General features: G+C 65.0%; 25 protein-coding genes. 8 read left to right on the top strand and 17 right to left on the bottom strand.

All coding sequences use genetic code 11. The annotated features are described in order from the left end of the window. Positions 1-15: 15 nt before the first annotated feature. Positions 16-1,026: a rod shape-determining protein gene (locus HYR72_08815; protein ID MBI1815065.1), complete on the bottom strand. Its 1,011-nt coding sequence runs from the start codon at positions 1,024-1,026 to the stop codon at positions 16-18. A 242-nt stretch (positions 1,027-1,268) separates the two neighbouring features. Here HYR72_08815 and HYR72_08820 point away from each other — a divergent pair, with 242 nt between their 5' ends. Further along, a complete protein-coding gene (locus HYR72_08820) occupies positions 1,269-1,667 on the top strand; it encodes a hypothetical protein (protein MBI1815066.1) in 399 nt (132 codons plus the stop codon). A 69-nt stretch (positions 1,668-1,736) separates the two neighbouring features. Here HYR72_08820 and HYR72_08825 read toward each other — a convergent pair whose 3' ends face one another. From HYR72_08825 to maf, 6 genes are read right to left on the bottom strand one after another with little or no spacing between them, the layout of a single operon-like run. After that, positions 1,737-2,075 (bottom strand): zinc ribbon domain-containing protein, encoded by a 339-nt coding sequence (locus HYR72_08825; protein MBI1815067.1) that lies wholly within the window; start codon positions 2,073-2,075, stop codon positions 1,737-1,739. 46 nt (positions 2,076-2,121) lie between these two features. Next, entirely contained in the window at positions 2,122-2,445 is a 324-nt protein-coding gene (locus HYR72_08830) for a YggU family protein (GenBank protein MBI1815068.1), read from the bottom strand. Continuing rightward, positions 2,442-2,741 carry a YggT family protein gene (locus HYR72_08835; protein ID MBI1815069.1) on the bottom strand — a complete coding sequence of 100 codons (300 nt, stop codon included), beginning with the start codon at positions 2,739-2,741 and terminating at the stop codon, positions 2,442-2,444. The genes HYR72_08830 and HYR72_08835 overlap by 4 nt, the downstream gene beginning before the upstream one ends. A 49-nt stretch (positions 2,742-2,790) precedes the next feature. Next, on the bottom strand, positions 2,791-3,633 hold the full coding sequence (locus tag HYR72_08840; GenBank protein ID MBI1815070.1) for a pyrroline-5-carboxylate reductase: 843 nt from the start codon (positions 3,631-3,633) through the stop codon (positions 2,791-2,793). Between the two features lie 6 nt (positions 3,634-3,639). Beyond that, the gene (locus HYR72_08845) at positions 3,640-4,326 is read right to left on the bottom strand and encodes a YggS family pyridoxal phosphate-dependent enzyme (protein MBI1815071.1); all 687 of its coding nucleotides are present in this window, start codon (positions 4,324-4,326) and stop codon (positions 3,640-3,642) included. Continuing rightward, positions 4,323-4,919, bottom strand: coding sequence for a septum formation inhibitor Maf (gene maf, locus HYR72_08850; GenBank protein MBI1815072.1), 597 nt, complete (start codon positions 4,917-4,919; stop codon positions 4,323-4,325). The genes HYR72_08845 and maf overlap by 4 nt, the downstream gene beginning before the upstream one ends. A 78-nt stretch (positions 4,920-4,997) precedes the next feature. On the opposite strand from maf, the gene HYR72_08855 reads away from it, so the two are divergent. Together HYR72_08855 and HYR72_08860 are read left to right on the top strand one after the other, a co-directional pair. After that, on the top strand, positions 4,998-7,070 hold the full coding sequence (locus HYR72_08855; protein ID MBI1815073.1) for a transglycosylase SLT domain-containing protein: 2,073 nt from the start codon (positions 4,998-5,000) through the stop codon (positions 7,068-7,070). 9 nt (positions 7,071-7,079) lie between these two features. Further along, positions 7,080-7,520 carry an MAPEG family protein gene (locus tag HYR72_08860; protein MBI1815074.1) on the top strand — a complete coding sequence of 147 codons (441 nt, stop codon included), beginning with the start codon at positions 7,080-7,082 and terminating at the stop codon, positions 7,518-7,520. Positions 7,521-7,614: 94 nt separating this feature from the next. Here the strand turns inward: HYR72_08860 and HYR72_08865 are convergent, their stop codons facing one another. Continuing rightward, positions 7,615-8,133: a DUF4124 domain-containing protein gene (locus HYR72_08865; protein ID MBI1815075.1), complete on the bottom strand. Its 519-nt coding sequence runs from the start codon at positions 8,131-8,133 to the stop codon at positions 7,615-7,617. A 199-nt stretch (positions 8,134-8,332) separates the two neighbouring features. Between HYR72_08865 and HYR72_08870 the strand changes: the two genes are divergently transcribed. Beyond that, a complete protein-coding gene (locus HYR72_08870; GenBank protein MBI1815076.1) occupies positions 8,333-8,698 on the top strand; it encodes a hypothetical protein in 366 nt (121 codons plus the stop codon). 60 nt (positions 8,699-8,758) lie between these two features. On the opposite strand, the gene glmS is transcribed toward HYR72_08870, so the two are convergent. The 6 genes from glmS to HYR72_08900 form a co-directional block, all read right to left on the bottom strand. Further along, positions 8,759-10,582 carry a glutamine--fructose-6-phosphate transaminase (isomerizing) gene (glmS, locus tag HYR72_08875; protein ID MBI1815077.1) on the bottom strand — a complete coding sequence of 608 codons (1,824 nt, stop codon included), beginning with the start codon at positions 10,580-10,582 and terminating at the stop codon, positions 8,759-8,761. Between the two features lie 15 nt (positions 10,583-10,597). After that, on the bottom strand, positions 10,598-10,870 hold the full coding sequence (locus HYR72_08880; GenBank protein ID MBI1815078.1) for a hypothetical protein: 273 nt from the start codon (positions 10,868-10,870) through the stop codon (positions 10,598-10,600). Between the two features lie 97 nt (positions 10,871-10,967). Then, positions 10,968-11,690 (bottom strand): hypothetical protein, encoded by a 723-nt coding sequence (locus tag HYR72_08885; GenBank protein ID MBI1815079.1) that lies wholly within the window; start codon positions 11,688-11,690, stop codon positions 10,968-10,970. Beyond that, entirely contained in the window at positions 11,687-12,283 is a 597-nt protein-coding gene (locus HYR72_08890) for a hypothetical protein (protein MBI1815080.1), read from the bottom strand. The genes HYR72_08885 and HYR72_08890 overlap by 4 nt, the downstream gene beginning before the upstream one ends. A gap of 51 nt (positions 12,284-12,334) precedes the next feature. Further along, complete coding sequence (locus HYR72_08895) at positions 12,335-12,904, bottom strand: hypothetical protein (GenBank protein ID MBI1815081.1); 570 nt, start codon at positions 12,902-12,904, stop codon at positions 12,335-12,337. Continuing rightward, positions 12,901-14,328, bottom strand: a complete 1,428-nt coding sequence (locus HYR72_08900; protein MBI1815082.1) for a hypothetical protein — start codon at positions 14,326-14,328, stop codon at positions 12,901-12,903. The genes HYR72_08895 and HYR72_08900 overlap by 4 nt, the downstream gene beginning before the upstream one ends. 98 nt (positions 14,329-14,426) lie before the next feature. Here HYR72_08900 and HYR72_08905 point away from each other — a divergent pair, with 98 nt between their 5' ends. From HYR72_08905 to HYR72_08920, 4 genes are read left to right on the top strand one after another with little or no spacing between them, the layout of a single operon-like run. After that, entirely contained in the window at positions 14,427-15,944 is a 1,518-nt protein-coding gene (locus HYR72_08905; GenBank protein MBI1815083.1) for a sulfatase, read from the top strand. After that, the gene (locus HYR72_08910) at positions 15,941-18,214 is read left to right on the top strand and encodes a YfhO family protein (GenBank protein ID MBI1815084.1); all 2,274 of its coding nucleotides are present in this window, start codon (positions 15,941-15,943) and stop codon (positions 18,212-18,214) included. The genes HYR72_08905 and HYR72_08910 overlap by 4 nt, the downstream gene beginning before the upstream one ends. A 13-nt stretch (positions 18,215-18,227) precedes the next feature. After that, on the top strand, positions 18,228-19,079 hold the full coding sequence (locus HYR72_08915) for an SDR family NAD(P)-dependent oxidoreductase (protein MBI1815085.1): 852 nt from the start codon (positions 18,228-18,230) through the stop codon (positions 19,077-19,079). A gap of 14 nt (positions 19,080-19,093) precedes the next feature. After that, a complete protein-coding gene (locus HYR72_08920) occupies positions 19,094-19,603 on the top strand; it encodes a sulfite exporter TauE/SafE family protein (protein ID MBI1815086.1) in 510 nt (169 codons plus the stop codon). A gap of 67 nt (positions 19,604-19,670) precedes the next feature. Here HYR72_08920 and HYR72_08925 read toward each other — a convergent pair whose 3' ends face one another. From HYR72_08925 to HYR72_08935, 3 genes are all read right to left on the bottom strand, one after another. Continuing rightward, positions 19,671-20,264, bottom strand: coding sequence for a DJ-1/PfpI family protein (locus tag HYR72_08925; GenBank protein MBI1815087.1), 594 nt, complete (start codon positions 20,262-20,264; stop codon positions 19,671-19,673). Positions 20,265-20,414: 150 nt separating this feature from the next. Next, positions 20,415-21,455, bottom strand: coding sequence for a GlxA family transcriptional regulator (locus HYR72_08930; protein MBI1815088.1), 1,041 nt, complete (start codon positions 21,453-21,455; stop codon positions 20,415-20,417). A gap of 175 nt (positions 21,456-21,630) precedes the next feature. After that, positions 21,631-22,467 carry a MaoC family dehydratase N-terminal domain-containing protein gene (locus HYR72_08935; GenBank protein MBI1815089.1) on the bottom strand — a complete coding sequence of 279 codons (837 nt, stop codon included), beginning with the start codon at positions 22,465-22,467 and terminating at the stop codon, positions 21,631-21,633. Positions 22,468-22,584 lie beyond the last annotated feature (117 nt).

Genomic DNA, 22,584 nt, shown 5'->3' on the forward strand with positions numbered 1-22,584 from the left:
TAGCGTCCCCGCGCCTTATTGTATGGTGACGTCCTTCAGCAGCGACAGTTCGTCGAGTACCTTGCCGGCGCCCATGACGACCGCAGTCAACGGGTCGTCGGCCAACACCACGGGTAGCCCGGTCTCTTCTCGCAACAACACATCCAAGTTGCGGAGCAACGCGCCGCCGCCGGCCAGCACGATACCCTTGTCAACGATGTCCGACGCCAACTCGGGCGGCGTGCGCTCGAGGGCGATGCGGACGGCGTCGACGATCTGATTGATCGGTTCCAGCAGCGAGTCGCGAATCTCTTCGTCGGAGACTTCCACGGTCTTCGGCACGCCGGCGACCAGGTCGCGACCCTTGATCTCCATGGTTTGAATCTCGTTGCCGGGATAGGCGGAGCCGATGGTGATCTTGATCAACTCGGCGGTTCGCTCACCGATCAGCAAGTTGTACTTGCGCTTGATGTACTGCACGATCGCTTCGTCCATCTTGTCGCCACCGACGCGGACGGACTTGGAGAACACCACGCCCTTGAGGGAGATGACGGCGACTTCGGTCGTTCCGCCGCCGATATCGACGATCATGTTGCCGGTCGGCTCGGTGATCGGCAGGCCGGCCCCGATCGCGGCGGCCATCGGTTCTTCGATCAAGTAGACTTCGCGGGCACCGGCCGACTCGGCCGACTCCTTCACCGCACGTTTTTCCACCTCGGTGATGCCAAACGGCACGCAGATAATGATGCGCGGGCGTACCAACGCCTTGCGGTTGTGGATCTTCTGGATGAAGTAGCGCAGCATCGCCTCGGTGATTTCGAAGTCGGCGATGACCCCGTCTTTGAGCGGACGGATGGCGACGATCGATCCCGGCGTGCGGCCGAGCATCTTCTTGGCTTCGGCGCCCACTGCCAACACTCGGCGTCCGCCGCGGGCATCCTTCTGCACCGCCACCACCGAGGGCTCGTTCGAAACAATCCCTTCGCTCTTCACATAGATGAGCGTGTTAGCCGTTCCCAAGTCGATCGCGAGATCGTTGGAGAACATGCCGAGCAAAAAATCGAGGATCATGGGCCGCGACTTCCGTACAGTTTCGTCGTGTTGCGAGTTCGGTCGTGCGTACCAGAATCCCTCTAGCAGGGCAAGAAAGAAATGCGCTGCGGCCCTGATGGGCGACCCGAGAGGCAGGTCGCGATGTCCTCTGCTCGCCTCGACGGCGGGTGTGATGACGCGCCGCATTGACAAATTGACGCACTGTGTTAAATAGGATGCACGAAAGGAGATACACGATGACAACGACGAAGAAGACACCGAAGAGCGGGCTGCCGGGGCTGCCGAAGCAGTTGGCGACGGTTCGCCACGACGTGGAGAAGGCGGCACGGCGGGCCTGGGACCAGGCGGTTGAGCTGTTGCCGGCGGCACCGCGCAAAGCGATGCGAAACTTCACTCATGAGTTCGAGCGGGCCGCCAACGATCTGCGCAAGCGGGTCGATCGAACCCGCGCCGAGGTCGAGAAACGTGGCGAACAGTTGGTTGCCACTGCTACCGAGCGTGCTGAGAAAGCGCTCAACCCGATGGTGCGTCGGCTTGACGTGGCGTCGCGGACCGAAGTCGACAAGCTGCGCAAGCGGGTTGCTCAACTCGAGCGGCGCGTGACCACCCCGTCTCACTCCTCGCCCGTCGCCTAAAGGCGCGCGGATCTCGCTCGTAGTTGGAATGCCGTCGCGGCGCTCGCCGCGACGGCTGCTCACCGCCTGTCAGGCGGCGCTGGCCTCTTTGGACGGCTTGGTGTCGCTGGCGCCTTTGCTGGGGCCTTCAACCTTGCCGCTGCTTTCGGTCTTGCTGCTGGGCTCGGTCTTGCCGGAATCTGACGCGGCCTTGGTCTCCGCTCCACCGTTGGTTTTCGACCCGCCCGAATCCTTGCGGGCGTAATCGGTGACGTACCACCCGCTGCCCTTCAATTGAAAGGAGGTGTTGGAGATCAGCTTCGACACCTTCCCTTTGCACGTCGGGCAGCGCTTGAGCGTGGCGTCGCTGAACTTCTGAATCCGCTCGAAGGGCCCACACTTTGCGCACTGGTACTCGTAGATCGGCATCAAGTTCTCCGCTGCCCGATGACGTTAACCAGCGGTCATCCGGTTGTCAACGAGACGCGCTTTTGCAGCGTGCCAGGAGTTCAGCGACGCGGGTTGCAATCCGCGTGGAATCGGCGGTGCGAATCTCGACTAGCTTGTCGCGACTCTTGGCCCCTCCGACCACTTGCACGGCCGATTGCGGCACGCCCACCAAGCTGGCGAGTAGTCGAACCACCGCTGCGTTGGCTTCGCCCTCGACCGGCGGAGCGGTCACTTGCAGCTTGAGCGCGTCGCCGTGGAGACCAACCAGCCGGTTGTGAGACGCCCGCGGTTGCACCCGCACTTGCAGCCGTACGCCGTCCGCCGCCAGCGACAGATAGGCAGCGATCATCGCAGCGAGTGCGCTAAATCGAAGAGGCTCTGGACCAGGAAAAACTGCAGGAAATAGATTCCAAGCAAAACGATGAATGGCGAGAAGTCGATCCCGCCGCCGAAGAATGGGATCGCACGGCGAACCCGGTACAGCACGGGCTCCGTCGCGGTGTACAAGAAGCGGACGATGGGATTGCCGGGATCGGGATTGACCCACGAGAGGATGGCGCGGGCGATCAGTATCCACATGTAGAGCCACAGCACCATGTTTAAGACCTGCGCCAGTGCCGCGAGAAAGTTTGCGATGATGAACATGCGATTGTCGGATCGTTTAGCGTGGACCGGGGTGCATCACAAGACGGTTTCAGCCGCGTCCCAATTCTCTTGATCGATTGGTTGCGGCGGTGACAGCGGCCGCCACCGCTTCCTTGAACCCGCGCTGATCGAGTTCCGTCAGCCCCGCCAGTGTGGTGCCGCCCGGAGACGTGACCTGCGCGCGCAAGCGCTCCGGGGTCTCGTTTGTCTCTTGCAGCATCGCCGTCGCCCCGTGGAGTGTTTGGTAGGTCAGCTCAGCGGCCAGTTGTGCCGGCAACCCCGCGGCGACGCCGCCAGCGATCAACGCCTCGGCAAACAGATACACGTACGCGGGACCGCTGCCGCTGAGGCCGGTGACGGCGTCGATCAACCTTTCGTCCGGCACGGCGACCGCACGGCCGACAGCGCGGAAGAGCTTTACCGCCAGGCGTTCATCCGCCACCGTCGCGCGCGCGCCGCGCACGATCACCGACATGCCCTTGCCCAACAGCGCCGGTGTGTTGGGCATTACTCGCACCACGCGAGCTTCGGGGCCGAGGCCCCGCTCGATCCGCGCCGTCGGCACGCCCGCAGCAATCGAGATGAACAGCTTGTTGCCGGCCACCTCGTCTCGTAACCCGGCGAGCACCTCGTCCATGATCTGCGGCTTGACCGCGAGCAGGATCACCTTGGCGTCGTGCACGACCGCACGATTGTCTTCGGTTGCGGTGACTCGTAGGCGACGCTTCAGCTCGACGCGTTTGGTCGCATCGACGTCGCTCGCCTGCATTTCGTCGGCGCGATAGAGCCCGGCGGCGATCAGGCCGCGGATCATCGCGGTCGCCATGTTGCCGCCGCCGATGAAGCCGATCACGCGACGCGCCGGTGCCTTGGTTCGACGTTTCGTGGCCATGGTTGGTTATCCTTCTCGCACTCCAAAGATGGCGCGGCCGATGCGAACCATCGTGGCGCCCTCTTCGATCGCGACCTCAAAGTCTTCGCTCATACCCATCGACAGTTCGCTGATGGTCGGTACGCTGGGCGCGAGCTGCTCGCGCAGGCGCCGCAACATGACGAAGTACGGCCGCACATCCGCGGCTGCCGACACCGGTGGGGGCACCGTCATCAGCCCTTCGACTCGCAGGTGCGTGCGGGCGCTGAGTTGCGCGACGAGTTCCGCGGCTCGCTCCGGTGCCACACCGCTCTTGCTGGCCTCGCCGCCGGTGTTGACCTCGATCAGGATGCGCACGGGCTTCGCGCGTTTCACTCCCTGCCGGTCGAGTGCGTCCACCAACGCCAGGCTGTCGATCGTTTGAATCACGTCGAACAGCTCAACCGCGCGCGTGACCTTGTTGCGCTGCAGGTGGCCGATCAAGTGCCAACTGGCGTTGGTGCGGCCAACCGCGTCGATCTTGCCGGCCGCCTCTTGGACGTAGTTTTCGCCAACGGTGGTGACACCCGCGCGGATCGCCTCGCTGACCAGGGCTGCGGGTTTGGTCTTCGACACAGCGATGATCTTCACGCTGCCCAGCGGGCGCCCGGCACGCTCTTCCGCACGGGCAACCCGCTCCCGCACACCTGCGAGGTTGTCGGCGACATCGATCATGCCGGAGAGTCGGGGCGGGTAGCTAGCAAGTCGTGCCGTTCGAGCAGGGCGCGCACTTCGTCGAGCGGTAGACCGACAACGTTGGTGTAGGAACCGTTGACGGCCGCGATAAACGGTGACGCTCGTCCTTGAATGCCGTAGCCTCCCGCTTTGTCGAAGGGCTCACCCGAATCCAGATACTGTTCAATCTCCCGATCGCTGAGCGGACGCATGGTGACTGCGGTCGCGCACAGTAAGTCTTCACTGCGCTGGCGGCTGGGTGACCGGAGCGTGACGGCCGTCAGCACACGGTGGGTGCGGCCGCTCAGTTCGCGGAGCATGCGACGAGCATCGATGGCATCGGCCGGCTTGCCAAGAATGCGCCCCTCAATGGTGACGACCGTGTCGGCGGCTAGCACCCACGCGGCAGGCCGTTGTGCGGCAACCTCGTCGGCTTTCTCTCGCGCAACCCGAGCGGCAAACGCCTCGGGCGATTCGCCCGCCAGCGGCTCCTCCGGTACCTCGCTGGGCAGCACCTCGAACGGCACGCCGAGCTGCGCGAGCAACTCGCGCCGGCGCGGCGAGGCCGAAGCAAGCACAAGCGCGGCGGTCATGTGGCTGTGTTGGCCGATGCGGTGCGGGTTGTCAATTGCGCGTTTGGGACGTGCCGCGAATGTGCTACCCACGTCGGCATGCGATGGTGGGTAGTGGTGGTGGCGATTGGTGCGGCGTGGAGCGCGGGCTGCCGCGCACCGCAGGTCGTACCGCTACCGCGACCGGAACCATCAGGCCCGCCACCCGAGCGCCGCGCAGCCTTCGCCGAAGCGGTCGCCCTGATCGAGCAAGAGCGATTTGCCGACGCGGCTCCACGCTTCGAGGCGTTGTCACGCACGTATCCGGAGCTGATCGACTATCAGTGGTACTACCTCGGAGTCGCCCTTGCGCGTAGCGGTCATCCCGCCGAAGCGGCACCGCCGTTGCGCCGTTTGCTGAACGAGCAACCGCGCAGCGTCAATCGCGATGCGGGCGCGCTCGAACTCGGGCGCGTCGAGCTGACGCGTGGCGATCTGGTTGCCGCGCGCGCCGCTCTAGCCGCCGCGACCGGCGCGCGTGAGCGCACCATCGCCCAGCCGGCTGCCCTGGAATTGGCGCGCGTGCAGATCGCCGCTGGCGACGTGGCGGCTGCCGCCGCGGGTTTGCAGCGACTGCGCCGCGAGGCGTCGGGCGAGCCGGTCGGCGTGCAAGCCAAGGCGGAGCTGCTGCAGCTGCGTGCGAGTAATCCCGCGCTCGCGCCGGGTGATACCGAGCTGATCGACGAGATTCGGGTGCTGGTGGGCGAGCACGATTTCGCGACGGCTGAACCGCTAGTGCGCCAGCAACTCACGCACGCGAACGAGAGCGAGCGCGACGAACTGCTGCATCTCGACGCGCAGGCGTTGCTCGGGCTGGGGCGGGTGGACGACACGATCGCGGCGCTGCGCATCGCGGCTCGTGGCGAGTCGGGGACGACCGCTGCCGCGACGGAGTTCCGCATCGCGTCTATTTTGTGGAATCGCGATCGCGATGAGGAGGCACTGGCGGCCTTCGCCAACCTACGGCGCCGCTATGCGCGCGCGGAGAAAGCCACGGAGTCGCTCTACGCGATCGGCCGCATTCACGAGAAGGCCGGTCGCGCCGACCGCGCGATAGCGAGCTACCGCGAACTGGCGCGCATCGCCCCGCGGGACAAGCTGGCACGCGAAGCACGCTGGCGCATCGGCTGGATTCAGTATGGCCGCGCCGATTGGGCCGCCGCGGCCAACAGTTTTGCGGCGCTCGCGCGCTGCGGGAATACTGAGGATTGTGCCGACGCACTCTATTGGCAGGCGCGCGCGCTCGATCACCAAGGGCGGAGCGCGGCGGCTCGCGCACTGTATCAACGACTCGCGAGCGATGCCCCAACGAGCTACTACGCGATGTGGGCCGAGCAACGGCTCGGCGTCGTGTCGGCGTCACCGAGCGCCGTTGTGCCACCGGCCGATGCGGCGCTTCCTGTATCGTCGGTGGACTACCACCTCGGTCGTGCGGTTGAGCTGCGCGCCGCGGCCTTACCGTCGCTGGCCCGTCGCGAACTGAACGCGTACGAATCCGAGCAGCGCGGCAACACCGCCGAACTCCGCAAACTACTGCGGTGGTACCGCGCTGTGGATGGCGACGGGGCCGCACTTCGCCTGGCGCGCCGCCTCGGCAATCAGGCCGGCTTGGATGCCGCGGCCCGCCAGCGAGTCTTTTGTCCGCTCGGATTTTGGGACGACGTGCAACGCGCCGCGCGCGAGAACGCGACGAGTTCTCCGATCGATCCGCTGTTGGTGGCCGCGCTGATCCGGCAAGAGAGTCTGTACGACCCCGATGCGCGATCGCCCGCCGACGCTTGGGGATTGATGCAGTTACTGCCGCGCACCGCCGAGCGAGTTGCCGGCGCGCCGATCAGCACCGAGCAGCTCCGTGACCCGCAGCGCAACATTGCACTCGGCACGCGCTACCTGGTCCAATTGCTCGCGCAGTTTCACGGCGATCCGTTGAAAGCGCTGGCGGCGTACAATGGCGGTGAGCCCGCGGTCGAGAAGTGGGCGCGGCGTTTCGGCGCTCAAGACCGCGACGAGTTCGTCGAGTCGATCAGCTTCCGCGAGACTCGCGACTACGTGAAGAAAGTGATCGGCGGCTATCGCCAGTACCAGCGCCTGTACGGCGCCGCACCGTCAGTGATAGAAGAGCCGCACCAATAGGGAGGCCCGATGGATACTTTGCTGACTCACTACCCGGCGTTGTCGGTGCTTGGTGTGGTGTATCTGATCTTGGTGTTGAAGATGGCGGCGGTGGGTGGCTACACGAGCTTGATGCGGATTCAGCGCGGTCACTACGCCACCCCCGAAGATTTTGCGTTACAGGGGTTACCGCCGGTGACCGCGGCGGACGCGGACATCGAGCGCGCGCGGCGGGCTCACCGCAACGACCTGGAGAACATTCTTCCCTTCTTTGGCGCCGCGTTGTTCTACGCACTCACGCAGCCGTCGATGTTCATGACACGCGTCTACTTTTGGGGCTTCTGCGCCGCGCGCGTGCTCCACAGCATCTTCTACATCCGCCAGCAGCAGCCGCACCGAACCATCGCATTCCTGGTCGGGATGCTTCTGATGCTGCTGATGGTGCTGACGACGTTGGTTTCCCTCCTGTAAAATTCCGAGGGGAACCGGCGCCCGTCGTCCCCCATACGTCGGAGCGCAACTCGCCAAAAAATGGGGCGTTGCCCAGGCGTGAAATTTTAGGGGGTCAATTGCAGTGCGGTTCGGGATCGACGGTTCCACCATCGCCGAAGCAGCTGTTGCTCAGGGTCGCGTCGAAGTTTCCTGACTCACCCGGCGGGAGCGTGTTGGGAACGACCTCGATTTCCTCACGCGCGCACTCGCGGCCAGTTGAATCGGCGATGTGCGCGGTGACGGCGACGCGGCCGGCGGGACGCCCGCCCACATTCTTGACCACGCCGATCAAATGGCGCGCGTCGGTGCTGCGCGGGATCGTGTTGTGAGAGACGAGGATCACCCGCGCCGCTACCGCGGGCCCGGCGTCTGGAGCCGCCCCTGCGGCCACGGGTGCTGCTGGAGCGTCGCTCGCGGCGTTGGCTGGTGCGGCGTTGGCGGCGGCCCCGGGTTCACCCAGCGGTGTGCCGCGCTCTTCATACTTCTGGCCACCCGATGGCGGGAAATCGGAGAAATGGACCACGCCTTGGTCGTCGGTCCACTTGTAGAGGGTTTGCGCGGCGCTCACGTGCGACAAGGTCAGTATCACCACCAAGCACAGCTGCGCGCAGGCAACGCGAAGCAGTCCGGGCGAGCGACGCGACGAACGGTGCATGTGCGGCGCACTTTACGAACAGCCGGGCAGCAAGTCAACGCGGAATTCACTCCGAATGCATGAGGCACCTTGCCGACACAGCAATTGCTGATTAACTACACCGGCAGTCTCGCAGGGTGAGACGACTGGAGGAACGATGACCGGCAAGGACGCGCTACTGGCTGCCTTCGACCGCCTGTTCGAAAGAGCGGCGGTGAAGCTGCACGTCGAATGTACTCCAGAGGAGCAAGCCGACGCCAAGCGGCACTTTGCTGAACGCTTTTCCGCTGCGCTGGAGATCGCGGGGCACGTCCCCGTCCCGGAACTGCCGCCCGAAGTGATGAGCACGATGGAGCACGCCATCGATGAACTCTCCCCGGCACAGCTCGTCGGCTATCTCGCCGCGATCCCGCTCGCACAGCAGACGCAAGACATGCTGCGTACTATTGCGTACCGCGCCGCCGAGCAGCGCCTGGTCGAACATTTCGTCAACCAAGCCGACGACAAGTACGGTGGCAACTGACGCGGGTTCCGAGCACGAACCACGAGCACGAGTCACGAGCCCCGAGCACGGATCACGCCCTCACTCCACCGTGACACTCTTTGCCAGGTTGCGCGGCTGATCGATGTCGCGCCCGAGCGCCACGGCGCAGTGATAGGCGAAGAGCTGCAACGGAATCGTCAACAGGATCGGATTGAGCGCTGTCTCGGTGGACGGGACCACCAGCAGATCGTCGACTTTAGTCGGTAGACCTTCATCACCCGGATGGGTGACGGCGATCAGCGGCCCGCGGCGGGCGCGGATCTCCTCGAGTGACGACAGCGACTTCTCATACAGCTCGTCGCGTGGCAACACGATCACCGTCGGTGTTTCGGGACTGATCAGCGCGAGCGGCCCATGCTTCAGCTCCGACGCTGGATAGGCCTCGGCGTGAATGTAGGAAATCTCCTTCAACTTCTGCGCCCCTTCCAGCGCCACGGGGTATCCACTCGCGCGGCCGATGAAGAACATGTTTTTCCGTTGCGCATACTTGAGCGCGATGGATTTGATGCGATCGCTGTCGCGGAGAATTTCGCGCAGTTGTTCAGGTAGCCGATGCAGTGCGTCGACCAGTCGCTTGCCGTCGGACGGCGACAGATCGCGAATCCGTCCGAGATGCAGTGCCAACAGTGAGAACGCCACCAGCGTGCAGACGAAGGTCTTGGTCGAGGCCACGGAGATTTCAGGACCGGCGTGAATGTAAATGCCGCCATCGCACTCGCGCGCAATGGTGCTGCCGACCGCGTTGACGACGCCGAGTACGCGGCCGCCCTTGCGCTGCACCTCGCGCACAGCTGCCAGGGTGTCGGCGGTTTCCCCGGATTGACTCACGGCGATGTAGAGCGTGTCATTTTCGATGACGGGATTGCGGTAGCGGAATTCCGAGGCGGCCTCGGCGTCCGCCGGCACGCGCGCGAGCCGCTCGATGAGGTGCGCGCCGCCGATGCCAGCGTAGTACGCCGAGCCGCAACCGAGGATCTTGATCCGGCGGATATCGAGGAGATCACGCGCGGTCAGATTCAAGCCGCCGAGGCGAGCGGTTTGAAACTGCGTATCGAGCCGACCCTTGAGCGTCCGCTCGCACGCTTCAGGTTGTTCCATGATTTCCTTCAGCAGGAAGTGTGCGTGCGGACCGCGATCGTAAGCCTCGTAGCCCCATTGCACGGTGGCGGGACTCTTCTGCGTCGGCCGGTCGTCGAGGGTGCTGGTGTGATAGCCGTCGGCGTCGACCGTAGCCACTTCGCGATCGTCCAAGTACACCACCTGTTGCGTGTGCCGCACCAGCGCGGCCACGTCCGAGGCGACGAACATCTCGTGCTCGCCGAGCCCAATCACTACCGGACTACCGTTACGTGCCGTGACGATGCGATCGGGATGGCGCGCATCGACCACGGCGATGCCGTAGGTGCCTTCGATGGCCGCGAGTGCTTGGCACACGGCGCGGTGGAGGTCCCCGTCGCCCATCGCTTCGATCAGATGCGCGAGCACCTCCGTGTCCGTGTCGGAGTGGAACACGTGGCCCTTGGCTTCGAGCTGGGTGCGCAGCTCGGCGGCGTTTTCGATGATGCCGTTGTGCACAACCGCGATCTGCCCAGTACAGTCCGAGTGTGGATGCGCGTTGACATCGTTCGGCTCACCGTGCGTCGCCCACCGGGTGTGACCAATGCCGACGGTGCCCTTCACTCGCTTCGGCAGCGTGTCTTCGAGTTGGCGGATCTTCCCCGCCGCCTTGTGCACCTTGAGACCAGAGCGGCCGATGACGGCTACCCCGGCCGAGTCGTAGCCGCGGTATTCGAGCCGATGCAGGCCGGCGATTAAGATCGGTGTCGCGTCTTGTTTGCCAACGTAGCCAACGATGCCACACATGGTGCCCCCTTTGGTCTAGCCGTAGATCAGGCGGCGAATTTGGCGCGCCGACAGCGGTGGCGCGGCGAAGCGGCGCGCACACAGCTCGGCCGCGATGCGCTCGAAGATCTCGTCGTTCTTGTACTGCTCGACTTGGAGTTCCTGATGGCGTCGCCGCACGAAGCGCTCGATCGTGTCGGAGAAGTACGTCACCACCTCCGCCACCAACCGGCGTGCCTCAGTCGGGTTCATGCGCGTCGTGCGTTCGAGGTGCGCGACTAGTTCGTCCAAGTCGGCGGCGGCTTCCATGGCGCAAGAAGACCACGTTGCCCTAGGGAATTCAAGAAATTTGCCCGAACTCGGGCACAATATTATGTTTGTGGTGCGAGAAAGACCGGACGGCTGCTCAGGAGCGCCTGGGCTTGAATGCCTTGAGCTCGAAGGTCATGTCGCCAGAGCCGAGGACGGGGCGGTTGCTGCTCTCACGTTGCATCGCCTTGATCAGCCCCACATCGGGCGCGTACCAGGCGTCGGCTTCGACTTGAATCTGCGCGACCCCGACCAGATCCTTGAACCGCTTAGCGGTGGAACCCGAACTGGTGACGCGCACGCAATTGGCGAACGTGCCGGCGAGTACGGTGACGGTTTCGTTGACACTCTCGATGCGCGAGGTCTGCGGCAGCGACACGGTCTCTTTCATCAGCATCGTCGTTGCGCTGTCGGCCCACGCGGACCCCGCCCCTACGGGATACCTCAGAACGTACGACGTCTCGTCTTGGACCTCCGGCTTGGCTGCATCCATCGCTTGCAGCGCGAAGATGCGCACTCCGGTCGCATCTTCGATCAGAAACATCGTGCGCAGCAAACCTGCCATGTCAGTACGTTGCGGCGTCACGCGCACGCCCATCAGTGTCTGGGGAGCCAAGTTGGTGACCACTGCGATGTCGACCTTGGGCGGCTGGGTCGCGCCTTCCGGTGATCGCTGGCGGACGGTGACCTGATATTCCCACGTCATGCCTTCGGTGAGCGGATAGTACGATGGCGGGGCACTGTGGCACGCCGAACACCAGGCCAGCGCGCAGATGGCGAAGAATCGACTCAACACACGCGACGCTATCACTCGACTCACGGCAACGAGTCCAGGCTGCGCGCCTTGCCCTCGACGCAGGCGTTGATCGCCGTGCGAATCCGCCGGAACTCGATCGCCTCGAAGCGCAGACACTCGTCGTACATGGCGAGATGCGCGGCGAGGATCGCGAGTTTGCGGTCGATCTGGTCGTGGGCAGGCAGCAACGGGTGATCCTCGGCGCGCTCGCTGTCGAGCCACTCGCGCAGCGCCGTCAAGTTCTTTGACGCGGCGTCCTCTGGCTGAAACACGCGACGATAGGCACCGGTCGACTGCATGTCACCTATGCTCACTCCGATGCGTTGTGCGCTCTGCAGGTACTGGCGCTCGGCTTCATATAGGCTCTGCAAACGCGCGCGCGGGCTGGCGGCATGCTCGCGCGCGTACTGGGCGTTGCGCACGGTGCTCGCAAGGCCGCTGAGTTGGTCGCGCAACGGTGCGATCTCCTCAATCGTCTTTTGGATCTGGTCGAATGCGGCGTGTTGGTAGCCGCTGTACATTCGGCTGAACAGAAAGAGCAGACCGACGACGAGGAGGATCGCCAGCACTCGCCTGGCTGCGCCCAGGCCGGGCGCCGTCGCATCGCCGTCAAGCATAGTCGCAATTGCTGAACCAGCTCACGCATCGCGGCGGTTGTGCCGCTGGTGTCACGGGAGTGGCTCCAAGCCCTTCTGCCGGGCGCCGATGCAGCCGTCGATGTCGGTGCGCAAGTAACCGAAGTCGCGTTTTCCGATCCGCAGGCACTCTCGGTACATGGCGAAGTGCGTGGTCAACGCGGCGAGTTTGCGATCGACGCCCTGATCGATGGAGAGCAGCGGATGCTCCTCGCCCTGCTCGGTTGACAACCAATCCCGCAGCTCCTTCAGCTGTGTGGGCATCTTGTCGCCGGGCCGAAAGATGCTCTGCAGAGCGATGGTGGTCTTCGGGTCGTCGATGGCCTCGACCAAGCCGTGGGCGGCTTTGACGTACCCCTCCTCGATCGTGTAGAGCCGTTGCAGCCGTTCCTTGGGCGTGCGCGAGTTGTCGCGCGCGTTGCGCGCGCCCTGCAACAGGCGCCCAAAGCCGTCGACTTGATACTGCAGCGAGGTGATGCGCCTGACCACGACCTCCATTGGTTCGCTGACCGCGACGCTCTGATACGCCGAATACGTCCGGATGAGGACGAACGCGCCGCCGACAATGACGAACGCCGCGAGCAGTCGCAGCGCGCGGATCATGTCGCAGCGCCTCGCTCCAGCTGCTGTAAGCCAGCGGAGTGGACGGCGCGACAGTTCTCCGCGTCGCGCGCCGGGAACGATTCCTTCATCACGGCGAAGTCGCGCGCGACAGCGTCGGCCGCTGCCGTTACCCGCGTCGCTGGCGGCTTTCCCGCCGCGGTCAGCGCTTGCCACGCTTCCAGATGGCTGTCGACCGCGCGACAAACCACCGCCGCCTGCTTGGTGCGCGTGCCCAGTTCACGCAACGCGTCACCAAGTTTCGTCTGCGTGAGGGCGAACGCAAACGGCACCTGCGCACGTGTCCGCTCTTGCAGCGCATCGCGAAAGGCCGCGGCCGCGGCTTCGAGCCGGTTCGGTCCCACTTGTCGCACGCCCAGCGACGTCAACACGATGCCGAGATTGCTCTCGATCATTGCCCACGCCAGCGGGGTGCGCTCGCGACTCACATCGAGCAGCGCGCTCTGCAGGACGGCCAGGGCGCGCTCGAGATTGGCCCGTTGTACCGGCAATTCACTTTCGTGTTCGCCGACCATCCACAGCGCGTTCGCCAGGTTGTTCTGGAGCATGGCCCAACGCAGCGGTTCGGCATCTGCCGGGCGTCCGGCCAACAACTCGCGGTACAGCGTCACCGCCTCCTGCACCAGCTTCGTCTGCTGGGTCTGTTCGCCGTACGCGGCCAACACGTACGCGAGGACGAACTGCACGTCGATGCGCGCCCGCTTGCTCATGCCGGGTCGTTGTCGGCTGCCGTAGGCGAACGCCCGCACGCGGTCGAGGATCGCGGGAAACGCGTCGTCCATTGCACCCTCGTTCGCGTGGAACTCCGCGGCTTGCGTGATCACCAGCAGGCGCAGCAGATCGGCGAGGTCGCTCGCTCCAATCAATGGCAGGTGGAGCGTCTCCGGCGGTTGATAGCGTCCCCAGCGCCCGCCATCTTGCAGCTCGGCAGCGAGCGTCCAGTAGAGGTCTGGCGACATTTCGCCTTCGCGCGTCGACAGCGCGCCCCAAATGAGTACCGAGGCGCCCGACTGCGCGAGCAGTTTGCGGGCGGTGTCGTGATCGGCCACCGGTGCGCCATCGTCAACTCCAATCGTACGGTCGAACTGCACGGCGCGACCGTCGCCGACGCCGAGCAACGCGTTGACGATCAACTGCGCCTGCTGATTGCCGGCGTCGCCGGCGAAGTGTGTCACGGCAGCGGTAAAGCGCCCCGGCTCCACATGGGGCAATGGCTGTTCAGTCGCCGACTCGGCGGCTGGTGGCGGGGGCGCCGGTTTCATCAGCCACCATGCCGCAACGCCAACGCCGAGCAGAGCCGCGATCAGGATGAACGTACCGCCGCGCCGGTGTGCGATGCGTTGCGGCCGGGTGAGCTCAATGCTCGGCTTGTGCCGCGGCGGTGGCGTGTCGGACTCAAGAGACACGGCGGTAGTGTAGCAGGCACAGGCGGGCGCTCGGAAACGCTTTTCATCATGTCGCGCCGGTGTGTGCTATGGATTTGCTTGCAGAGGGAACCCGCCAAATGGATCCGACGACCCCCAGCGCCCCCAAGCGCGCGATTGTGATGTTGCTCGACAGCCTCAATCGCCACCTGCTCGGCGCCTACGGCGGCACGGAGTTCGACACGCCGAATCTCGACCGCTTCGCGCGCCGCGCGGTTCGTTTTGATGAGCACTACGCCGGCTCGCTGCCATGCATGCCGGCGCGGCACGACATTCTGTGCGGCGCACTCGACTTCCCATGGAAGCCGTGGGGCTCGATCGAGATTTGGGAACAGCCGCTAACGGCATCGTTGCGCGCCGCGGACGTGACCACGGTGCTGGTAACCGACCATCCACATCTGTTCGAAACCGGCGGTGAGAACTACCACTGCGACTTTGCCGCGTGGGACTACCAGCGCGGTCATGAGAGCGATCCCTGGAAGACGCGGCCCGATCCGAGTTGGGTCGGCGCACCGTCGTTCGGCCGTGGCCATACGCACTACGACAACTCGCGCGGCTACTTTCGTGACGAAGCCGATTTTCCCGGTCCGCGCACGATGACGGCCGCGGCGCGGTGGCTCGATGACCATGCCCGCTTTCACGACCGCTTCCTGTTGTTCGTCGATGAATTCGATCCGCACGAGCCGTTCGATACTCCGGAACCGTATGCGTCGATGTATGACACCGCGTGGCAAGGGCCGCATCTGATTTGGCCGCCGTACGTGCGTGGCGCCATCGAGAAGGGCGTGCTCACGCCCGCGCAGGCGCGGCAAGTGCGCGCCTGCTACGGTGGCAAGCTGACGATGATCGACCGATGGTTCGGCCGCGTGCTCGACGCCATCGACCGCAATCATCTGTGGGCCGACTGCGCCGTGATTGTTTGCACCGATCATGGCCACTTCCTTGGCGAGAAGGACATCTGGGGCAAACCGGGCGTGCCGATCTACCAACCGCTCGGGCACATCCCGCTGATGATTGCGTGGCCGGGGATCGAGTCGGGGACCCAGACGGCGCTGACCACCAGCGTTGATCTGTTCGCGACGCTCGCCGATCTCTTCGGCGCGCCTGTCAGTCATCGGACCCATGGTCGCTCGTTGATCCCATTGATCCGTGGCGAGGTGCACTCGGTGCGCGACCGCGTACTGTCCGGCGTGTGGGGGCGCGAGATCCATCTGATCGACGGCGCGACCAAGTACGCGCGCGCGCCGGTGAGCGCCAACGCGCCGCTCAGCATGTGGTCGAATCGCTGGTCGACGATGCCCGTGCCGAACCTGCCCAAGCTGCGCCTGCCATTGCTCGACCAGCGCGCCGTTCTCGACCACATGCCGGGTACGAGCGTGCCGGTCATCCGCCAGCCATTCGTCGACGGCGACTTCCTCCCGTTTTGGGCGTACTCCGAGTTCGCCGGCAATCTGCTGTTTGATCTTCGCGACGATCCGCGCGAAGCGCGCAACCTGGCCGGTTCAGCGCGCGAGAAGGACGCGGCGGAGCACCTGCGTGTCGCGCTCCAGGAGATCGACGCGCCCGACGATCAGTTTGTGCGGCTGGGCCTCGCGTGATGCGTCGTCGCCGTTCGCTCACGCTCGTGCTCGGCTTGATCACGTACACGGTCTTCTTCTATCGCGATCAGCTGTTCGGCGATCGTGTGGTGGTGTTCCGCGACGCGTACACACTCTTTCTCACCATCGATCACGCCGCGCGCACGCTGGCGGCGTTCAGTTGGCCGCCGCTGTGGGATCCGTTTGCGGTGCTCGGCAAACCCTTCGCTGCGGATATCGAGACCGGCGTCTACTATCCGATCAATTGGTTGCTCCGGTCGCTGCGCGAACCATTCGGGTTCAACGTCAGTATCGCCCTTCACCACCTGATCGCGGCGAGTGGAATGTTTGCGCTCCTGCGCTTCCGCAACCTGTCGCTGCCGGCGGCAACACTCGGTGGGCTGGTGTTCGGCTTCGGCGGAACGCTGGTGGCGTTGGACAACTTGCTCAACGGTTTGCAGTCCGCGATATGGATCCCGTGGATCATTCTTGCGTTCGAAGTGTGGTGTGAGCGTCGCACCGCCGCCGCGCTAGCGGGATTGAGCATCGCGTTCGCGGTTGCGGTGCTCGGCGCGATGCCGGAGTTCGTGGTGTTCGCAAACCTGTTGGTGCTGGCCCGCGCGATCGACCGTTCGCACAGCGGACCCGGTCCGCGCTGGAGCACGTCGATGGCGGCGCTGACTGCCGCGAACGTCGTCGCGCTCGGGTTGTGCGCGGTGCAGCTCGTCCCGCTTGCGGAGTACCTGCTGCATTCATCGCGCTTGGGCGGACTCAACGTCGAAGGGGTGGTCGACTACTCGCTGCATCCGCTCGGCGTGTTGGCGTTCGCGCTGCCGCGTCACTACGTCGATGCTGGTGGGCAATTTCACGAGACCGCTGCCTTGTGGGAAGGCGATTTCGCGCGCGCGCCGTGGCTGCTCACGCTCTATGCTGGCGCGGTGCTGGCGCTACTGCCCGCAGCCTTCGCCCGTTTGTCACGCTTCCAGCGCGCGTGGTGGGGCGGCATCACGATCGCGTGCCTGTTGTTGGCGCTGGGACAATATCTGCCGGGGTATCTGTGGGTGATCGAACACGTCGCACCATTGCGCATGCTCCGTTACCCCGAGAAATTTCTCCTCGTCGTTCACCTGGCGCTAGCGGTCGCCGTGGCGCGGGGGCTGGAGGGGGTTCTGCAGGCGCCATCGCGTGCTCGCGGCGTGGCGGTCGTCGCCGCGAGTTGTGCCATCGGCGCGCTGATCATTGGTCGCGTTGTTGCCGGCACGATCACGCTGCCGGCGGTGTTGCTTGCCAGCGATCTGAACGTGCTCGGCATGTTGTTCGGCCTGGTTGCTGCCACTGCGTTGGTTGCGCGCACGCAACCGGCGGTTGCCGGTGTAGCGTTCGTCGTCCTCGTCGCCGCCGATTTGTATCGCGTCAATGCGGCGTTGCTACCGGCGATGGCGTGGAATGACGTGCGCCGGCCGCCGCGCGCACTCGCGGCGATGGCGCACGGGGCTGACCCGCTGCGCATCTACAGCGACGGCGTCGGTCGTCCCGATGTGCCCGCGTTTCCCGACAGCTTCGTGCAAGAGCAGAACCTGTTGCTGATGCAGAACGCCGGCTTTCATCTGATCGGCAACGTCAACGTGCCGGCCGCGATCAATCTGCGCGACCACGAGCGCCTCGAAGCGTTGCTCGAACAGGCGCCGCGCGAACGCGCCGCAGTGCTGCTCGGTGCCTTCAACGTGGCGTATGTTACCAGTCCAAAGCCGTTGGATCGGCCGGGCCTGGTGTTGCGTCAGATACCGACCGATGCGCGCGACGCCTTTGTCTACGAAGTCGCGCCGCGGGTTCCGCGCGCATTCGTTCCGCGCGCTGTGCGCGTCGTCGCCACGGCCGACGCGGCCGTGACTCATTTGCTCAACGCCGACGATCCGAGCGCCGAAGTTGCGATTGGAAGCGACGCGCTACCCGTCGGCCTGCCTGCGGCGATGGGGGGCAGCGTGCGCATCGAGTCGTATCTCCCCGAGCGCATCGAGTTGCTCGCTGAGATGCAGACGCTGGGAGTGGTGGTCGTGACCGACACGTACTATCCCGGGTGGCAGGCCACAGTGGATGGCGCCCCGACGGCAATCGTGCGCGTCAACGGATTCGCGCGTGGCGTACTCGTCGACGCGGGCGCTCATCGCATCGTGATGCAATACGCACCAGCGAGTCATCGCATCGGAATAGCGATCTCGTTCGCCACTGTTTTCTTCGTGGGATTCGCCGTCCTGCGCTTCCGCCGCGCCCCGATCGGCAGTAGCGTATGAGCGCGATAAGCAAATGATTCGCCTCGACGACAAAGTAGCGATCGTGACCGGCGGCGGGCGCGGGCTCGGTCGCGCGTACGCGTTAGCGTTGGCGGGCGCCGGTGCGTGCGTGGTGGTCAACGATCTGGGAGTCCGGCTCGATGGCAGCGCGCCCGGCGATCAAAGTGCGGGCGCGGTCGTCAACGAGATTCGCCGCGCCGGCGGCCACGCGATTGCCAACACCGATTCGGTGGCGGATCCGGCCGCCGTGCAACGGCTCGTCGATTCGACGCTGGCGCTGTTTCAACGTATCGACATCGTCGTCAACAACGCCGGCATCGTGCGCAGCCGTCCGATCGAAGCGATGGGCGACGCCGACTTTGACGACGTGCTGGCGGTGCACCTGCGTGGCACCTTCCTCTGCACCCGTGCCGCCATGCGCGCCATGCGCGCGGCCGGCCGCGGCGGGCGGATCATCAACACCACATCGGGCCGCGCCTACTACGCGCCGTCTGCCGGGACCGCGAACTATGCGTCCGCGAAGGGCGGGATCATCAGCCTCACCGGCGTGGCGGCGGTCGAAGGGAAGGACGCCGGCATCATCTGCAACGCGCTGTCGCCTCTCGCGCGCACGCGGATGTCGGCGCAGTACCTCGCCAACGATCAGGACGATGCGCTCGACCCGGCGACGGTGGCGCCATTAGTGGTGTTCCTGGCGTCCGACGCGGCCGCGGGAGTCACCGGTCAAGTGTTCCGCGTGGCGCGCGGCGAGATCGCTACGGTGACGACCGCGATGGGTCCGCCGATCCGTTCGACGCGCGGGCGATGGACCGCGGAAGAGATCGCCGAACGCATTCCATCGATCATCGCATCAACACCAACGTGAGCAGGGGAGGCGGTATGACGCTCGTTCTACTTGGTTTGGTCGTCGGCACGCTCAGCGGGATTCTCGGCTTGGGCGGAGGCATCTTCCTGGTGCCGGCGCTGATATTTCTGTTCGACTTCACGCCCCACCAAGCCCAAGGCACGTCGCTCGGCGTGTTGATCCCGCCGGTTGGGATCTTTGCCGCGCTCGAATACTACCGGCGGGGGTACATCGACTTCTCGGTTGTCGGCCTCATCTGCGTCGGCTTCGTCGTCGGCGCCTACGCCGGTGCCTTTGTCGTCGATCGCATTCCAGTGCCGTTGATGCGCCGGCTGTTCGGCTTCTTCATGTTCTTCATTGCCGTGCAGATGGTCTTCACTAGTCCGGATCGCCGCTTCGGCTCGGTGTTTCCCGCCACCGTCGCCACCGGCGTGCTGGCGATCGTCTATCTCGTCGAGCGTCGTCTCGGACTCGCCCTGCCGCGCGTCCGCCGCTACGTCGAAAGCCACAAACCGAAGAAGCCGATGATCGAGTACAACATCTGAGGTCGTGACTCGTGTTCGTGAGTCGTGAATCGTCGGATGGTGGCACAGACATCTTGCCTGTGCCGGCTCACGCGTCGGCTGCGTACGGGGGCGCGGGGTCGTACTCGATGCCTTTTTGAATCAGCCTGGCGACATCAACGCCGTGGATCTGGCCGACCAGCCACAGCGCCATGTCGATGCCCGCCGAAACGCCGGCTGAGGTCACGACGTTGCCGTCGCGCACGTAGCGGACGCGCTCGACCACTGTCACATCGCCGCGTGCTCGCAGCACCTCGATGAAGCTCCAGTGGGTCGTGACCCGTTTGCCCTTGGCGATCCCGGCCTCGGCCAACAACTGCGCGCCGGTACACACGCTCGTCACCCAGGTGCAGCGCGCCGCCGTTTTGCGCAGCCATCCGAGCAGCACCGGGTTCGTCACTTCGCGCAACGTGCCGTGACCGCCGGGCACCAGCACGACATCCAGGGCTGGGGCATCGGCGAAGCTGTGATCGGGCAGCACCCGCAGTCCTTTCGCGCATCGTATCGGCGCCATGGTCTCGGCGATGGTGACTACGCGGTCGCCTGCGTTCACCATGGTGGCGGCCGTGAACACTTCCCACGGCCCAGCCCAGTCGAGTTCCTCGGCGTCGTTGAACAGTAGAATCCCCGTGGTGAGCGACATCGTCTTCTCCCTTCAATGCGGCGTTACTCAGGCAATCAGATTGTGTGGCCGTGAAGAAGCAACCGTTTCCCCGAGTAGCAGACCGAGTAGAAGCCCAAGGCTTCGTATCGAGGGCTGCGTATCGAGGGGCCACTGCTTGTGCATGGCGCTTCAATGTAGTGACAGACTCGGCGGTGACACACTCGCAAAGCGGTGGCGATAGGCGCTGGGTGCGACCCGCAGCCGGCGCAAGAAGGCGCGTCGCATCGATTCGGCGGTGCCAAACCCGCACTGAGACGCGATCGCGTCGACCCCGTGCGCCGACTCTTCGAGGCGTCGCCGCGCGGCTTCGACGCGTGCCTGCTCGACAAAGCGCGCCGGCGTCACACCGACCTCGCGCGTGAACACGCGCGCGAAGTTGCGCGGACTCATGGCGACTCGATCGGCCAAGGCTTCCACAGACAGATCCCGATTGAGATGATCGGCGATCCACGCTTGCAATTCGCGCAGCGGCTCGCGGTCGGCGGCTTGCACGGCCAATTGCGCGCTGAACTGCGACTGCCCGCCGGGCCGCCGCAGGAACAGTACAAGTTGGCGCGCCACCCGCAACGCCAGCTCGCGTCCGTGATCTTCTTCGACAAGCGCCAGCGCGAGGTCCATCCCCGCGGTGACGCCGGCCGACGTGTAGATGTTGCCGTCGCGCACGAAGATCGGGTCGGGATCGACCGTGACGCGCGGGTACCGTTGCGCCAGCTCCTTGCACCACGCCCAGTGGGTGGTCGCGCGGCGGCCGTCGAGCAGGCCTGCCTCGGCGAGTATGAATGCGCCGGAGCACACCGAGCCGATGCGGCGCACGCGTGGCCCCATAAGTTGCAACCAGCGCACGAGTGCGGCGTCTCGAATTGCCGCCGCCGTGCCGGTTCCGCCGGCGACCAGCAGCGTGTCGATGCCACACACTTCGCGCAGCCTGCGATCGGCAACCAGTCGCACCCCGGACGACGCGGTGATTGGCCCCGACTTACTCGCCAACAACTCGATCGTATACGCAGCATCGGTACGCCTGCCGCGCTCGCGCAAACAGCGCGCCGCTTGATCGAAGACCTCGAGCGGCCCGGTGACATCGAGGATCTGCACACCGGGAAACGCGACCAACGCCACGCGCCGAGTCGCGTTCTGCGTTTGTGTTCTCTTGCCCGCTTGCCGCCGTGTCATACGCCCACTATGGCGTCGCGCGCGATTGGCGGCAATGACAATGTGCCCACGAATTCGGACAAACTCCTCCCTGACCCTCCTCCGCTCACGGAAGTGTTCGCAGAGGAGGGAACTCCTGGCGCGGCGATACCGGCACGCTCCGGTCCCCTCCGCCGTGAATGCAGGGGGTCGCCCCTCACCCCACAACCGTCGCCGCCGCGGCGGAGATCGCCACCTCGCCGCGCTCTTTGGTGCGGGCTTGGACGATGATGGTGGTCGCGTTCTCCTTCCACATCTCGGTGACGATGGTTTCGCCGGGGAAGACCACGCCGGAGAAGCGAACGTCGAAGGCTTGGAACTTCGCCGGGTCGTTGCCGCAGTAGGTCTGCAGCACGGCGCGGCCGACGTGGCCGAAGGTGCACAGCCCGTGCAAGATCGGGCGATCGTAACCACCCATCTTTGCAAAGTCGGGATCGGCGTGCAGCGGATTCATGTCGCCGGACAAGCGATAGATCAGCGCTTGCTGCGGCAACGTCTTCATCTCCACCACGGCGTCGGGCGGGCGTTGCGGCGGTACGTTCTTCGGACCACTGGGTCCGCGATCGCCGCCGAACCCGCCTTCGCCGCGGGCGAAGGTGCTGAAGGTGTTGCGGAAGAGCAGCGTGCCCTTCGCATCGACCGTGTCGGCGTCGACGACGATGAGCGCGCCTTTGATCTTGTCGTAGATACCCTTGATCGTCGGCGTCGATGTCAACGTGCCGCGTGTCGGGATGGGCGCGAACAACTCGATGCGCTGCTCGCCGTGCAGCACCATCATCGGGTTGACTTGCATCACGTTGCCCATGGCGAAGAGCGCGGGAAACGCGGGGATCACGCCGAAGGTCGGCAACACTTTCAGATCGCGTTCGTAGGTGAACGGCAACTCGTCCGTGCCGGCGCCGACGCCGAGCGCGTAGAGCATGACGTCCTTCTCTCCGTACGTGAACGTGGTGGGGGCAAGTTGCTTGCCGACAGCGCTGAGATCGACGGGCATGGGAATCTCCTTCGCGGACAGGGTGACGACACTTCTTCATCAGCGCCCGGGTTTCGTCAAGGACGCGCGGCTTTTCCGGAAGTGGAGCCCCTCGATACGCGGCCCTCGATACGAAGC

The organism is Deltaproteobacteria bacterium, from assembly GCA_016178705.1.
Classification (GTDB): domain Bacteria; phylum Desulfobacterota; class Binatia; order HRBIN30; family JACQVA1; genus JACOST01.